The organism is Paracoccus sp. SM22M-07, from assembly GCF_001887735.1.
In the GTDB taxonomy this organism is placed as follows: Bacteria; Pseudomonadota; Alphaproteobacteria; order Rhodobacterales; family Rhodobacteraceae; genus Paracoccus.
On sequence record NZ_JPKW01000012.1, the window covers coordinates 94,343 to 108,588 of the forward strand.

Annotated in this window: 14 protein-coding genes; 4 read left to right on the plus strand and 10 right to left on the minus strand. The window is 60.1% G+C overall.

Annotated features, from left to right (window positions below; translation table 11 throughout):
* Positions 1 to 47: 47 nt before the first annotated feature.
* Positions 48 to 674, minus strand: a complete 627-nt coding sequence (locus IE00_RS15905) for a uracil-DNA glycosylase (RefSeq protein WP_170864179.1) — start codon at positions 672 to 674, stop codon at positions 48 to 50.
* A 3-nt stretch (positions 675 to 677) separates the two neighbouring features.
* A complete protein-coding gene (locus IE00_RS15910) occupies positions 678 to 1,703 on the minus strand; it encodes an ADP-ribosylglycohydrolase family protein (protein WP_072298175.1) in 1,026 nt (341 codons plus the stop codon).
* A gap of 76 nt (positions 1,704 to 1,779) precedes the next feature.
* Between IE00_RS15910 and IE00_RS15915 the strand changes: the two genes are divergently transcribed.
* From IE00_RS15915 to IE00_RS15930, 4 genes are all read left to right on the plus strand, one after another.
* Positions 1,780 to 2,415 carry a hypothetical protein gene (locus tag IE00_RS15915; protein ID WP_083554467.1) on the plus strand — a complete coding sequence of 212 codons (636 nt, stop codon included), beginning with the start codon at positions 1,780 to 1,782 and terminating at the stop codon, positions 2,413 to 2,415.
* Between the two features lie 137 nt (positions 2,416 to 2,552).
* Positions 2,553 to 3,089: a hypothetical protein gene (locus tag IE00_RS15920; protein ID WP_205949693.1), complete on the plus strand. Its 537-nt coding sequence runs from the start codon at positions 2,553 to 2,555 to the stop codon at positions 3,087 to 3,089.
* Positions 3,090 to 3,098: 9 nt separating this feature from the next.
* Positions 3,099 to 4,031, plus strand: a complete 933-nt coding sequence (locus IE00_RS15925) for a hypothetical protein (protein WP_139291487.1) — start codon at positions 3,099 to 3,101, stop codon at positions 4,029 to 4,031.
* The gene (locus tag IE00_RS15930; protein WP_072298179.1) at positions 4,028 to 5,260 is read left to right on the plus strand and encodes an MBL fold metallo-hydrolase; all 1,233 of its coding nucleotides are present in this window, start codon (positions 4,028 to 4,030) and stop codon (positions 5,258 to 5,260) included. Before IE00_RS15925 ends, IE00_RS15930 begins: the two co-directional genes overlap by 4 nt.
* Positions 5,261 to 5,284: 24 nt before the next feature.
* On the opposite strand, the gene IE00_RS15935 is transcribed toward IE00_RS15930, so the two are convergent.
* Genes IE00_RS15935 through IE00_RS20935 form a run of 8 tightly spaced genes read right to left on the minus strand, consistent with a single transcriptional unit; the run spans position 5,285 to position 13,741 of the window.
* Positions 5,285 to 6,145, minus strand: a complete 861-nt coding sequence (locus IE00_RS15935; protein WP_072298180.1) for a hypothetical protein — start codon at positions 6,143 to 6,145, stop codon at positions 5,285 to 5,287.
* A 41-nt stretch (positions 6,146 to 6,186) separates the two neighbouring features.
* On the minus strand, positions 6,187 to 6,621 hold the full coding sequence (locus tag IE00_RS19855) for a hypothetical protein (RefSeq protein WP_139291488.1): 435 nt from the start codon (positions 6,619 to 6,621) through the stop codon (positions 6,187 to 6,189).
* Between the two features lie 49 nt (positions 6,622 to 6,670).
* On the minus strand, positions 6,671 to 7,861 hold the full coding sequence (locus IE00_RS15940; protein ID WP_072298181.1) for a GIY-YIG nuclease family protein: 1,191 nt from the start codon (positions 7,859 to 7,861) through the stop codon (positions 6,671 to 6,673).
* Positions 7,854 to 9,902 carry a DEAD/DEAH box helicase gene (locus tag IE00_RS15945; protein WP_072298182.1) on the minus strand — a complete coding sequence of 683 codons (2,049 nt, stop codon included), beginning with the start codon at positions 9,900 to 9,902 and terminating at the stop codon, positions 7,854 to 7,856. Before IE00_RS15945 ends, IE00_RS15940 begins: the two co-directional genes overlap by 8 nt.
* Positions 9,899 to 10,312, minus strand: a complete 414-nt coding sequence (locus IE00_RS15950; protein WP_083554468.1) for a hypothetical protein — start codon at positions 10,310 to 10,312, stop codon at positions 9,899 to 9,901. The genes IE00_RS15945 and IE00_RS15950 overlap by 4 nt, the downstream gene beginning before the upstream one ends.
* Entirely contained in the window at positions 10,312 to 13,071 is a 2,760-nt protein-coding gene (locus tag IE00_RS15955; RefSeq protein ID WP_072298184.1) for a DNA methyltransferase, read from the minus strand. The genes IE00_RS15950 and IE00_RS15955 overlap by 1 nt, the downstream gene beginning before the upstream one ends.
* Entirely contained in the window at positions 13,068 to 13,490 is a 423-nt protein-coding gene (locus IE00_RS15960) for a type II toxin-antitoxin system VapC family toxin (protein ID WP_072298185.1), read from the minus strand. Before IE00_RS15960 ends, IE00_RS15955 begins: the two co-directional genes overlap by 4 nt.
* Positions 13,491 to 13,492: 2 nt before the next feature.
* Positions 13,493 to 13,741 (minus strand): plasmid stabilization protein, encoded by a 249-nt coding sequence (locus tag IE00_RS20935; protein WP_072298186.1) that lies wholly within the window; start codon positions 13,739 to 13,741, stop codon positions 13,493 to 13,495.
* Positions 13,742 to 14,246 lie beyond the last annotated feature (505 nt).

Below are 14,246 nucleotides of genomic sequence, written 5' to 3' on the forward strand. Positions count from 1 at the left end.
CCCACTTCCATGACTACAATAATCCGTCTTATGTCACGCTTGGGTTTTTATCGCCTGGCCGCCGCCTCTGTCCAAATGCCCGGAATGGCGTTCCAAACCTCGGGTCGAGCGGCACGGTTGATCGGCGACGGGTGTGCCGAGGCGTAAAATGCGAGATCATGCTTCTCCACGGCAGTCTTTGCCTGCGCCGCCCTGCGGCCAACTGCGATGATAGTTGTAAGCTTGGGCAGCAGATCGATGAGGGCGTCCAGCTGTTGCAGACCTGCGTTCAGCTCAGCCGGCGTGATCGTTCGCGTCCCATTCCACCACGGGACGACGTTCCACAGAACCGTGTCCTGGCGCGCGATACCGGCTTGCCGCATGAAGGTGAAGATGGCCTCAGCGGTGGGATCGTCATTGTCACGGGAGATGAAGCCCGAGCCGGTCTTGCTGGTCGCTGCCAGATTGTCGGTCATCGGGCCGGGTTTTTCCATCAGGAAGAGCAGCCTCGCGTCGGTGCCGCCGTCCATGGGGTCGAACTCGGGGACAGTCCCAGGGTTCTCGGCGCGCAGCGTTGCAGCATAATCCCTCAGCGGAGCGATATGAGGGAGATCACGCATTGCGCGGCGGGCGGCGATGGCCGCCTTGCTTTTCAGGCTGCGTGGCGCGTTGATTGGCGTGGGGATGTCGTCCATTCATCAGGCTCCTGGGTAACGTGTCATTAGATCATCCATCTGGCCGGAGATTGCCAAGGTCAGATCCCTGGCCATGCGCTCAATCAGGTCGCGGCACTCCACCTGCGCGGCCCATCTGTAGGTCCGGGCCTGACCGGGGAACATTAGCCCGAGCGCGTTGCCCGCGATGGCACCGGTGCTATCGCTGTCGCCGGAATGGGTGACGGCGACGGCCAGCCCGTGCTCTAGGTCCCGCGCGCAGCGGCAGGCGTGGATGGCGATGGAGAGCGCTTCATCGGCGGTCCATCCCCCGCCCAGCTGTTCGGTGGTCTCGGGGCGGCCATCGGCCGGCGCCTGCAAGGCGCGCAGGATGGCCTCGCGCGTCTCGGCCCCGAAGCTGTGGGCATGGGTTTCGGCCGCCCGCTCCAGATCGTCGCCGTCCGCCAGGGATCGCAGGATCAGCGCCCAGGCAGCGGCGGCCTCCTGCCCGGTCGGATGGCCGTGGGTCAGGGCGGAACACTCCGTCGCCAAGTCCCGCACACGATCCTCCGCGACGAAGGCGATGGGCGCCACACGCATGATCGACCCGCAGCCCTTCGATCCGTTCATGGCCGGCGCGCCGAAGCTGCCCGCCCGTCGCAGCGCGTCGAGGCAGGTGAGCCCCGGTGCGCGGCGAACATGCAGGCGTGGTTCGGCGACCAGTCCGACGTCATCCACCTCTATCCGCGGCGTCTCGCCCTGCGTCACCAGCCAGCGCAGCAGCGCGTGATGGATGACGCCGGGCGGGTGGCATATCCCCCTTAGCGTTCCGCGCACCGCGGCGCGCACCAGTCCCTCAGCCGTGAACAGGGTCATCTGCGTATCATCGGTGATCGCGCCTCGGATGCCCTGATGAAGGGGAAGATCCGTGAACTCTTGCGGGACGCGGGCGCGGATTTGGGCCAGACTGGCGAACTCGATATCCGCCCCGAGCGCGTCACCCATGGCGCCGGCCAGCAGGCAGTCCAGGATCTGCTCCTGCCGCCGCTCTGTCTGCAATGTCGTGGTCATCATCTCTCTCCTCGTCATCATGCGGCGAGGATGGCCCATGAGGGCTTGCCACAGTCCGACCGTCGGGATTTTCCGCATGACCCAGCAAGCTTACGTGGGGATCTACTGGACCCGCCCGGTGCCGCGCGCCGGGTTCGTCTCCATGTCCGCCGATGTGGACGTCGCGGCCGGCCAAAGCCTGACGATCCGTTATCAGCGCGATCTGGCGCGTCGCCACGTGCGCCTGGCGCATGGCAGCATGATCCGTGAGATCGCCCTCCTGGAGCTGGCTCCGGACCGGGCCAGCCCGGAGGCTGTGGTCGCCGTCGAACGTCTGGTCGAGGCGTCGGCAGGTGATGCGATCTTTCTGACCGTCGATTTCGCTCATGAGGTGAACTGGCGCCCGCACCGCTTCCTCTGGGCCGCCCTACCCCCGGACCGCATGCAGGCGCTGCCGCCAGACCCGATCCCGATCGACGGCAGGCCGTTCGACCCGCGCCTCCATTTCCGGGCATGGCAAGCCGACGACCAAGCCCACCGGGCCGGCAAGGAGGATCATCGTGCCCGGGTGATCGCAGCGCTGGCCCATCAGCCGGATGGTTCCTGGGCGGAGAGGGCTGAGCACCTGAATGGCCTGCGCCTCCTTACGCATGGGGGCAAGCGGTGGACGGGGGATAATCTTCGGAAGTTCGTCGGTGCGGCGACAGGCAGAGCACCCTCTACGAGCGGTTAGGACCGTGACGGACTGCCATTCAACAGGCAGTGCTCGCGGCCTCGGCTGTCACTTTCTGAACACACGCGCCGGAATACTGATCGCATCTGTTCATGATTTGCCTCCTCACGTGAATATAGAAGAAGCAGCAGTGCCGAGTGTCCCCTTTGACCAGCCCATCCCCATATCAGATCGTCAAGGTCATCGATGAGCCGCCTCATCTGACCATCGGCCCTCTCATGATCTGGATCCACCGGCGAGCCTATCCCTTCATCGATGACTGGTGTGACCGGAACTGGCTCATGTCGACGTGCTCGATCAGGATCGGGGAGGAAACCATGTACCTGACCGGTTCGGATGCCGCATCCGACGAACTGTCCGAGTTTCTCTCGTCGTTGAGGCGCCTTCGCGACCAGCAAGACAGCAGGGTCACATATTACCCCTCGTCGCAGGCCGTATTGATCGATGTCGTGCAAGCTGAGGATGATTGCTTTGCTGTATGCCTTCGGCATCGGAACGGTGGGCGCGTCGACTGCGAGGCGACCCGGTCGGATCTACACCAATGGATTTCCGAGCTTCAGGCGATCCTTCACGTGTTTCCGCGAATGACCAATCAGAGCCCGATCGGCCAGTCTTATGGATCGCCCACGGCTCCGGATCACCTTGCTCCCGAACTTGACCAGAACATGTTATAGAGAGTTCCCATGTCCAAATTCGCCCGACGTCTCCACGACTCCCGCGTGACCGAAGAAACCGTCGACAACAACGCGTGGTTTCGCGAACTGCTGCGCCTCTGGCGCCCTGCTGGCACCCCGTCCGAGAAGGATGGGGAGGGCCGGGTTTCGTCGCTTCGCCTTGCCGTGCGCGATGGCTATCTCAGCTTCTACGGGGCTGGCCAGCAGATCGCCAAGGTCAAATGCACCGAACGATCGTTTCATGAGGAAGTGCATCGCAAGTATCTCGAAGCCGACCAGACCCAGGGCAGAGACTATCTGCGCCCCGCGCCTCCTGCCGCCGATGCGGCGGGCGCTGTCCTCGCGAACCGTGTCGCTGCGGCAGCCCCCTGGCACGGTCGCGAAAAGCTGTTCGTCGACGAGGTCATCGCCGCCAATCCGGATATCTTCGATCTGGAGGTTGCTCTGTCTCTACCTAGACCCGGCGCAGCCAGACCTATTGCTGTCCGCCTCGACCTTGCAGCGCTGGAACCGCATCAGGATGGGTGGAGGATCGTGCTGTGGGAAGCAAAGATGGCCAATGACGGACGCGCCAAGTCCCTGACAGAACCGACGACGATGGCCCAGCATCGCGGCTATTCGGAATGGCTGCAGGACGAAGCGAATGCCGCAGCCCTCATCGCAGGCACAAAGGAGGCGTGCAGACTGCTCGTTCGCCTGCGTGAGCTTGCCATCCATGCCGGACAAACGAATATGCCTCCCTTGGGAAAGGGCATTGTCGCCGCCGGCAGCGACAGTGGCACGCCGTTGACCCTGGACCGGAGCGTGCGCTATGTGATCGACGCGCGCGGCGACACGCGGGCCACCTTCATCGGCAATGGGCATGACGCCAAACTGCGGGGCCTCGCGGGCCACGTCCAGGTGATCGGTCAAGGCGATCTTCTGACACTGGATACGCTTTGAGCGTATCGGTCACCGTCCACCGCGGGACGGCCGAGATCGGCGGTTCCTGCATTGAGATCCGGTCAGCCGCAGGAGAGCGGCTGATCCTCGACGCCGGCAAGCCGCTTGATGCGCCCCAGGATGCCACCGATCTTCTGCCCCGGTCTCTGGACCCGAACTCGGATGCGACGGTCCTGATCTGTCATCCTCATCAGGATCACTGGGGGCTGATCAACGAGCTGCCCCTCTCCTGGCCGGTGATGACGGGCGTGGCCTCGGCCAAGTTGATTGCTATCACGGCACGGCTGGCGCGCCAGCCTTTGAACCGGGAACTGGGCACGTGGAAAAGCCGGGGCGTCTTTCAGGCCGGCAGCTTTCGGATCACGCCTTTCCTGACAGATCACTCTGGCTTCGACGCCTATATGCTTCTGGTCGAGGTCGACGGGCGTCGGATCCTCTACAGCGGGGATTTCCGGTTGCACGGCCGAAAGTCCGACCTGGTACAGCGCCTCATGCAGAACCCGCCGCGCGATCTGGATATGCTGATCCTCGAGGGGACCAACCTCGGCACCCAGAAGCCCACCATCACGGAAGCCCAGCTTGAGGATCAGTTCGTCGACTTGGCCAAGCGGACCCCCGGACGCCTGTTCGTCTGCTGGTCGGGCCAGAATATCGATCGGACGGTGACCCTCTACCGGGCTGCCAAGCGCAGCGGCCGCACGCTGGCCATTGATCTCTACACGGCCGAGGTTCTGGAGACTGTCGCCGAGGGCACGAAGTTGCCAAGGCGGGGCTTTGACAATCTGACCGTGGTGCTGACCGCCGGGCTGCGGCGTCATTACATCCAGCACGGTCGCGAGGACTTTATCGACCGGATGGTCGAGCACGGCATCGGTGCCGCGAAACTCGAGGGCAGCAATCATATCGTCATGGTACGGGACGGGTTGGTAAGGGACTATCGGGCCAAGGGCGTGACGCCGACCACGGCCGACGCGTTCAGCTTCTCGATGTGGAGCGGCTATCTTGCGAAACCGAGCGAGACGCTGAGCTGGTTTCGCTCAGCTGGCAGCCATATCCAGCACCTGCACACCAGCGGACACGCATCCCCGACCGATCTTCGCGCGTTCGCGAAGGCCATGAACGCCGCTGTCATTCTCCCTGTTCACGGCAGCAACTGGGACATCGAGCAGGAGGGTTTCGAGCGGGTCCTTCGGCTCGCGGACGCGGAGGTCTATTCACTGCCGGTTTGATCCGATAGGTTGCATGCCCCACCGTCACGTCGATGCATCTGCGTAGCGCAGCCCGCAATCCGGTGTCGCCTGGATCTGAGCGATCATCCCCTGCATAAGGTTTTCCAAGGTTTCATTTCCTGTCGCGGCAGCGTCGTCACGGGTCTCGAGCATCGTCCGCATGAAGTCGTCCCAGGTGATGATCTGCAGCACCAGCCGCTCCCCGACACTTCTGATCTCCTCCGGGTGGTTCGCCAGAAGCCGCAAAAGAGGCGACTTGTCCGTGAATGCCGATGGATTGTCCCAGATCTGATCCATGGGTTGGGGATCGTCCAGCCGAAGATCCTTGCGCGTCCGCAGAACGGCACCAGCTGGAACCAGATAGATCATCCCCACATGATCCTTCTTCCCGCCCACCATCTCCTCAAGGGCCGCCAGCGTGCAGTATTTGAGATACTGCTCGATCGAGGTGCGCGCCTTCAGCTTCATCTCCATCATCACGATGGCATTGTCTGCGACATACAGACCGTCGTGCTGCGTGAACTGCTGCGGTGCAAATTCGGCATGACGCGCGCCGACTTCGCGCCCGATCGTACGGATCCTACCTTCGGGGCGGATGCCCAGAGGCGCAAAGAATGCCTTCGCAACGAAAGCGGATGGAGCAATCGCCAAGGCGATCTCCAGGACCTGGTTCAGGAGCTCCTCCTTGTTGGTTACCGCTGCGCGCCAGTCGGCATATGTCTGCCCCCTGCTGTAGAGCGACTTGCCCCCTGCCAGGCGGTCCTTCGGGACAAAGAACCCTGCCCCATCAGGGCTTTGCTGCCGCTTGATCGATCCAAGGCCAATCTTGTCCGGCGACCAGTAGATCTGCTCCAGGTTATCAAGGACTTTGTCGTTCCAAGGCATCGCTTGCTCCCTCGTCAGCCATATGGCGGTGGGACAACTGGCTATCCGACCGCCACTGGCAACGCTACGCCGTGATCAATGAGCTTTTTCTTTGCTGCAGCAACGGCAGCAGGAGGAAACCGATCGGCAAACTCCACGACGACGTATTCGCCTGTGAACTCGGCTGAACCAGATTTGACCAATGCTTCAAAGCCTGGGGTCACATTTTTACCCAAGGCCCAGTCCGTCAGCGTTTGGACTGCTCCCTTGGCAGAAATTTTTCTGCGCGTGTAAGAGGCCGTCTGCTTGCGGCCATGTTTCTCTCTGAGGGTCTCCTCATAGGCCGCGACAGCTTGCCATAGACGCTGCTCTATCGGATCACTGGCTTCGGGTGTTTCCAGTTCATACAATCGCTTTCGACATGCCTGTGCGATACTGTCCTCATTCAGCCTTACTGCATTGGCAAGAAGCCGACGAACGGAGGACGCGTCAGTCATCGTCGCAGGGTCAAGCGCCATGTTTCCTCCCAGGGACAGTAAAGCCTTACTATCGTTCGATCAGCGTCGCCTGCTGTGGATCATAAACATAGCCTGTGATGGTCCCATCCTTGATTTTTTCCACGGCATCTTTGATCGCGTAGATCGGTACCAGAAACCACTCGCGCGGGATGACTGGTCGGCCAAAGCGATCCATCACTTCGATATCAAGCCGCGCCGGCTCGAAGATCCGATGGATCAGATTTTCCAGCTTGGTCCTATTGATGTTGTAGAGCTCGTAGGTCGCCACGACCTCGACATTGGCCATCAGGAATGTCGGCTGCAGATGAGCCCCTGCAATGCGCTTTTCGACGCTCAGGTTCGTGACGCCGATCTTGTGGATCAGCCCTCTGTTCGCCTCGACCAGCGGGTGGTCAGACTTGCTGCGTAGGACATAGATCGTTCCGCTTGCCTCATCGCCGTCGATGGTCTGGTCGGAGAACAGTGGTCCTGCCGATGGATCGGTAATGCGCCGCCCGGCCTCGTCCTTGTTCAGCGCGCGCTGCAGGGACCGCATCAGCATGCTGCTTTCGGTGCCGTTATCGAAGATGACCCGCAACCGGGCATCCGTGCGCCCTTGGTCGTTGGTGATCGTCTTCGCTTTCTCGGCCACATAGGCTTTCTGCCCACTGACGATGAAAAAGCGCCCTTTCTCGATCTCGGCCTTCATCTCGAAAGGTCGGGTCTCGCGAAGCCCGCTGTCCAGCTCCTTCTGAACCTGTTCGAACAGCGGCTTAAAGGTCGCGAAGTCATCACATTTCTCCCGCGCTGCGACCTCGTCTGCGGCTTTCTTTTCGGCCGTCGAGCGGACATGGGTCAGCTCAGTGATTGGAGGCGCCGTCGTCTCCACCCCAAGTTCCGCCAGCAGCGCATCGTCATCCAAGCTGTCCAAATCTGGCCCGGGGGCCTTTTGGAAAGATCCGGACAGAAGTCCCTGACTGTCCAGCGGTGCGACCAGCTCGCGGCAGTCAGCCTGGTCACGAATGCGATCCAGCCGAACGGCATAAAGGCGCTCGAAGATATCCCGGCCCTCGCCTTGCTCGGGCACACGCCCCTGCTTGGTGACGAATTGCTGGATTTCCTCGAAGCCCGCGATGATACGCTCCTCTCGCGGTGTCCGGCTGACATGCCTTTTGGCCTCAACCTCAATGCCCAGCTCGGCCAGCAAGGCGTCATCTTCGTCAGTGAATGTCTTAGCCATTGGCGGCCTCCTGCTTCATGCGCGCCAGAAAAGCCACGCCTTCAGCCATCTTCTTTTCCCACGGATCTTGTGCAGTCAGGGACGGCAGGCGCCCCCGCTCCTGCTTGAATTTCACGGCGCGGCGGACCAGATCGCGTGCCTCTTCCGGAGTCAGCAGCACCTTCTTTGCCGCGATGACCGCTGCGATCTGCCTTAGGCTTTCCTCGCTCATGGTTTTGGCAAGGATCGCATAGGCCTCCCCGAAGGGATTGATCCGGTCGATCAGATCGATGTCCAGCTCGCGCACATCCATCGCGAACCTCCGAACGCCATCAATCAGGGCGGTATTTCCCGAGGCGCTTTCAGCGCGACCATCCTTCAGCGCGATCTCCTTGGCCTTCTGGGTCAGGTTCAGCGCGGCCACGGCATGCTGGCGCACCGCCTCCTGGTCCTCTGCGTCCAGCTCCGGAAATCTCGCGCCGACGATCTTGCCCATGCGAACCTGGGTCAGCTCTTCCGGTACCAGTTCCTCGTCAAAGAGACCCCGTTCGATCGTGGTCTTGTCCTGCACGAATGCCGTGATGACCTCGTTCAGATCCTCCTGGCAGATGCGCTTGGCCTCCTTGCTCTTCGGCTCCGACAGGCCTTTGATCTCGATCTGGAACTGACCCTTGGCCTCGTTGAAGCCGAAATTCTCCTTGGCAGGATCGTAGCCCCCTGCCCCGTAATCAAAGCCCTCGACCGGACCGCTCTTCGGACTTTTTGGCGTAAAGTTGAACCGGGGCGCCAGAACCTGCTCCATCAGCAGACTGGCAGCAATGGCCTTCAGCGTGTCGTTCACCGCCTCTGTAACCGCTGCCTCGGCGGCATCGGGTTCGGCAATCAGGTTCGTGAACCGGGCGCGGGTCTTGCCCACGGCATCGCGTGTGGCGCGACCGATGATCTGCACGATCTCCGTCAGGCTGGCGCGATAGCCGACGGTCAGCGCATGTTCGCACCAAATCCAGTCAAAGCCTTCCTTGGCCATGCCCAGGGCCACGATGATATCGACATGGTCCCGGTTGTTCTTTTGCCCGGCGTCTTTCAGCGCGGCTGAAACCCTGTCGCGCTTCGCCGGCTCGTCGTCCACCAGATCGGCGATCCGAAGTATCCTTCCGTCTGGCGTTCTGACCAGCTGGAAGCCCGTAACCGGATCGGTGCCCTGCCAATCGCCCAAGGCATCGATGATATGCTCGACCTCACGGTGCTTGTCCTTTGTGCTCTCGCGGGAGTTGACGTTTGGAATGTGCAGGATCGTCTTCTCGTTCGGGTCTAGCACCTTGAGGATGTCATCGGCATAGGAGCCGGAATAAAAGAAATAGCCGATATCTAGCGTTTTCAGATGCTGATAGCCGTTCAGCTGCTCGTAATAGGTATAGGTAACGGTATCGAACTGCGCCTCATCCTCGGGTGATAGGACCGCCTCGGCGTCACCGCGGAAATATGACCCGGTCATCGCGACCAGATGCACCTTGTCGCGGGCCACCAGTGCGCCCAGATGCGCGCCCAGCTTGTTGTCAGGATTGGCCGAGACGTGGTGAAACTCATCCACGGCGATCAGGCGGTCATCGAAGGCCTCGACCCCGAACCTGTCCACGGCAAAGCGGAAGGTGGCATGGGTGCAGACCAGCACCTGGTCCTCACCGGCCAGGAACTTGCCCACCGCGCCGACCTTGCCGTCATCACCGCCGGGGGCATTGCACAGGTTCCATTGGGGCTTGACGGTCCAGTCGGCCCAGAACCCATGCTGGCTGAGAAGCTCGTCATTGAAGCTGGAGCCTATGGATTTCTCCGGCACCACCACGATGGCCTGGCGCAGACCCTGGTTGTGCAGCTTGTCCAGCGCGATGAACATCAGCGCCCGCGACTTGCCCGAGGCCGGGGGCGACTTGATCAGCAGATACTGCTCGCCCCGCCTGTCATAGGCGCGTTCCTGCATGGTGCGCATGCCAAGCTCGTTCGCCTTGGTCGAACTGCCATTGGCGGCGTAGGTGACGGAGACGGACGGAACGGCCTTGGTCATTGCGAAATCCTGAACTGGCTCAAATAGGTGATGGCCCAGGCCGGGGGGCTGGGCCAGGTGCGGAAACCGTGCTGATGCCACGAGACACTATCCGCGCCGATCTTGGCGTTCGCCTCCATGAAACTGACCAGCGCGTCGTGGTCATAGAGGTACAGCTCATCGCCGTGCAGGAACGCGATGTGGATGCCCTTGCCGTGATATTTCCGGTCGATGACCAGGCGCCCCTTGAGCTGGACCTTCAGGAAGGTCTCGCCGTCAATATGCACGGCGATGAAGTCAGCGCCCTGCCAGTCATCCGTCAGGCGGATGCTGTTGAAGCCATAATCGGCCAGCCGCGCCGCGATTTTCTGGAAATTATAGTTTTCCTTCTGGCGCGAGTTCAGCTGGGCATAGGCGATGCGGCTGAACATCAGGCGCTGACCTTCGTGGTCATCTTCGTGTACATCTCGAACAGTTTTTCCAGCCGCTCGGTGTCGTTGCGAAAGCGGCGGCCGATATAGATGCGCTCCAGCACCTCGTCGTTGTGGTCATGCGCGGCGCGAAGGTTGGCCGGCATCTTCTCGGGGTCGTAGAGGTTGGCGATGGTGGCGGGGAAATGTGCCTCGCGGGCCAGAAGGATGCCTTCCGCCGCCGCTGTCAGGTCGGCGCGGTTCTTGTCCGTGAGCTTAGGGACTGGGAAAGTGTTCCAGCCAAGTGTGGTGGAGTAGCGGATCCTTGTTTCAAGTTGCCCGCATATTGATTCAATCCAAACCAAATGAAGGTTAGAAGAAAGAATAGCAAAGTAATAGTGATCTGAGTTAAGGATACCAAACGCGCTGTTTGATAGAATTCCAGAAGGGTGAAGACTCACCGGCAAATAGGTTCGGGATTCTGAGGAGTGCCCCGGAACCACAATCATCTTTTCACCCCCTTTCTGCCTAATTTGCTGAAAGGCGTATGGTGTAAGCGCACCTTCGCGAGTAAGAGGTTTTTTGCTTTTCTCTCGCATTTCGCGGACCATCGCAAAGCGTTGAGATAAGCCTTTATGTTTTGCCGCTTCCTCCGCTTCATTCTTTCGCACCCAAATGCAGAACCGCAATAACCCTTTTATAGTTTCGTTTGCGCCCAAGTATGGCAGAATATACTTCTTGCACGAAGATTCTGCGGCGATCAAGCTATCGCGCTCCTCTTTCGTCATTAACAGGCTCCCACCATCTACCGGCTTGCTTCCCGTGATCATCGGAGCGACATCTGACAGCGCTTTTGTTGATGTCGTAACTTCAACGTTCTTAAATGGAACGAGATAGGCATTAATATTCTGTACACTGCGCTCTTCAACTCGTTTGTCCGGAGCGGTTTGAATTAGCCGAACAGGCCCAGTGCTTCCTGAACTTAGGCCAACAATTACTACTGTGACCCCAGCATTGTGCGAAGCCAAATTTGACCATTTGAAAGCTGTATGCGCAAAAGATATTCTAAGGCCTCGACTGAAGATAAGTGGCCATAAACGCGCAACTTGTTCACCCTGACAGATCGAATTTGTAGTCACGAACGCACAACCTGCTGATGTGTGCTGGGAATAATCAGCAAACTTAAAAAACCATCCTGCTATATAATCAAGTGATTTCCAAGTTTTTGAAATATTATTGAAGACCCAAGCCATGTCATCTTTTTGCGCTTGATCCTGCTCCGTTCCGCCTTTGTAAGGCGGGTTCCCGCAGATATAGGTCTCGCCTCCCTCGTTCTCAAAGTCGATCTGCGCCTGATCCAGCGGGGACATGAACAGGTCATCGGCCTGAAATTTCACCCCCGTCCCCGTGGGCGGGCAGACCGACAGCCAGTCCAGCCGCAACGCGTTGCCGCAGGTGATCCAGTTCTGCGCGTCCAGCGGCAAGAACTCGGCCAGCGCTTCCTTTTGCCCTCGATAGGTCACGTCGCACTGGTATTCCGCAATGATCAGCGCCAGCCGCGCGATCTCGGCCGAGAAGCTGCGCAGCTCGATCCCGCGATAATTGGTCAGGGGAATGTCGGTGCGGCGGTCCGCCTCACCGCGGCGCCGATTGATCTCGGCCTCGATGGCCCGCATCTCCTTGTAGGCGATGACAAGGAAGTTGCCCGACCCGCAGGCCGGATCGAAAACCCGGATCTTGGCCATGCGCGCACGCAGGTTGGCCAGCTTGCGGGTGTTGTCGCCCGCTGCCTCCAGTTCGGCGCGCAGATCGTCCAGGAACAGCGGGTTCAGCACCTTCAGGATGTTCGGCACGCTGGTATAGTGCATGCCCAAGACAGAGCGCTCTTCCTCGTCCGCGACGGCCTGGATCATCGACCCGAAAATGTCCGGGTTGATCTGCGTCCAGTCGAGGCCGCCAATATGGGACAGATAGCGCTGCGCGATCTTCGAGAAGCGCGGCACATCGGTGCTGCCCGAGAAGAGCCCTCCGTTAACATAGGGGAAAGCATCGGCCCACCGCGGCAGCTTGGCCTCGGCTCGTTTCGCGATGGGCGTGTTCATCGCGCGGAAGATCTCGCCGATGACCTCATGTGTGTTGGCACCGTCCCGGTCCGACATCCGATCGACCGTCGCGGTGAACAGGCGCTCAGTGGCGAAGATGTCGGTGTCCTCGGCAAAGAAGCAGAAGATCAGCCGCGCCATGAAATGGTTCATGTCATCGCGTCGGTCCGAGCTGCCCCAATCGGGATTGTCCTTGATCAGCTCGACATAGAGACGGTTCAGGCGGCTGGTCGCGCGGATATCGAACGCGCTTTCACGGATCTGTTTTACTGTGGAAATCCCTGCGAGAGGCAGGAAGAAACCGAAATGGTCCGGGAAATCGACATAGCGGCAGGCGATGGTTTCCCCGCTGGTGATGTCCTCTGCCTCAAGCTCTACGCCATCGGTGGCAAGGATAAACTTGGCCTTGGCGCGGGCTGTCAGAGGACTGGCCCTGAGAGCGGCCAGCGCTTCGGCCACAGCGCCAGGCGCGCAGGCCGCCAGGTGGATGTTGTTCGTCTGGAGAACGCCACCCCACGGGCCCGCAAAATCCGACTTGTTGGTCCCCCCGCTGCGAAGCCGCTTGATCGTCGTGTCCTTGTTCCCGAAGGCCGTCAGGAAGGCATAAGGGAATTCGGCGGGGTCGAAAGGCTGCTCTGCCAGTTCGGAGATGGCCTGTTCAATTTCAACGGCGTTCATTCAGCATTCCAAGGATTGATCAGGTCTATGCCACAGCCCTCGAAGTCGGGCGTGTTACGGGTGGCAACAGGTGCGCCGTGGGCATGCGCTATTGCGGCGATCTGGCAGTCGGCCTGCATGATCGGGCGACCAGCAGCACGTCGTTCCGCTGCGATGTTTGCATAGGATTGCGCGGCGGCACTGTCGAAGGGCAGAATGCGGCCCGCCATATCCTCACGAAGGATATGATCAACAGCATCCATCAGGGCGGTGCGCCGTTTCCCAGCAGGCATGATTGCCAAGCCATGACGAAGCTCGGCTTCGGTAATTGCTGTCAGGTAAACACTTTTGCCGTCTTGCCTGGAAAGCCATTGTTCAACGCGAGGCTCAGGCTCAGGGCGCAACAGCTCAGAGACCACGTTCGTATCGACAATGAGCATGCTCACGCCTGATCAAACGCTGGTGGGTCTCTCATGGGCTCTCGCGGCGGCAGGTCCAGGGTGGCCCCTCCAAGAGGCGCAACACGGGCCCGAATAGCTGCGGCCAGGTTATGAGTAGGCTTCGCCTCACCTACGACTTCGCGGAGGATTTCCCGGGCTTCCTCCTCCATGGAGCGTCCATGCTCAGCAGCCCTAATGCGCAGCCGTCGCTTGACGTCATCCTGAAGGTTTCTAATTGTGATGCTGGCCATGGTACCTCCGCATAGGCTGACATCATCGCATGCAACGCTATCATAATCAACGACAGGTTCTGGGAATGGGGGGTGTCTGGGCGTTCTTCCGTGGGAGTTCCGCCTAGTGCGAAAATATCAAAACTCTGGCTTGTATGCGTGCTCCGAACATGCTGGCAATGCGGGATCTGAGGGTCTGGCACTCGGCCCATCCCTCATCACGTGTCAGAGCGCGATACCCCGAGCAGCATGCGTCCATTCCCGGCATGTAGGCCAAGGCAGTGACCTTATTCAATTGACAGATTTCCAATTTAGAAGCTGCTAAATGCACCTATGACCTCCCCTGCCCCATGTTCAAAAACGATCGTTTTTGAATGCAAGGCAGGGAGAGGGTCATCGAACCGGCGAACAAGGTGTATCGGGTCCGTGGTCTGCCCCCTGAAAAGTGGTCCTCCCTGAGGTATGGCTTTTGAGCCATTTGGAGGATGCAGGAATGCCCCAGAAAAAGCACAAGCCGGAGGAGATC